The sequence below is a fragment of the Arthrobacter sp. GCM10027362 genome (assembly GCF_042679445.1).
Classification (GTDB): domain Bacteria; phylum Actinomycetota; class Actinomycetes; order Actinomycetales; family Micrococcaceae; genus Crystallibacter.
Map to the genome: position 1 here is coordinate 1 of NZ_JBHTML010000453.1, position 560 is coordinate 560.

The following is a 560-nucleotide window of genomic DNA, read 5'->3' on the forward strand; positions in this document are numbered from 1 at the left end:
GCCGGACACCCAGGACCCGGGCAGGCAGGACCCGGGCAGGCAGGTCCCGGGCACGCAGGGGCCGCATGCGCCGCTGCCGGCCGAATCCGCGCTGCAGATCCTGCGCCGGCCCGGGGTCGCCTGGAACCTGCTCGCGGCGATGGCGCTGCTGGCCACGATCGACATCCTGGTCGCCTTCCTGCCGCTGCTCGCGGAGGAGCGCGGCGTCGCCCCGGTGGCGGTCGGCACTCTGCTGGCCGTGCGCGCCTGCGCCTCCATTGTCTCGCGCCTGACCCTCCCGCAGCTGCTGCACCGCTTCAGCCGCTATCAGCTGCTCGTCACGAGCCTGGTCGGCGCCGGCGCAGCACTGCTGTTCACCCCGTTCTTCCTGGGCAGCTTCTGGATCGCCGCCCTGACCCTGGCCGTCGGCGGGCTGCTGCTGGGGCTGGGCCAGCCGCTGACCATGTCCCTGATCAGCCAGGCGGTCAGGCCCGAATCCCGCGGCGCGGCGCTGGCGCTGCGGCTGCTGGGCAACCGGGTGGGCCAGGTCGGGTTCCCGCTGGCGGCCGGCCTGCTCGCCG

1 protein-coding gene is annotated in these 560 nt (G+C 75.0%); it reads left to right on the top strand.

Going from position 1 to position 560, the window contains the following annotated elements; genetic code table 11:
• A partial coding sequence (locus ACFQ36_RS23315; RefSeq protein ID WP_377018015.1) for an MFS transporter occupies positions 1–560 on the top strand: 560 nt, incomplete at both ends.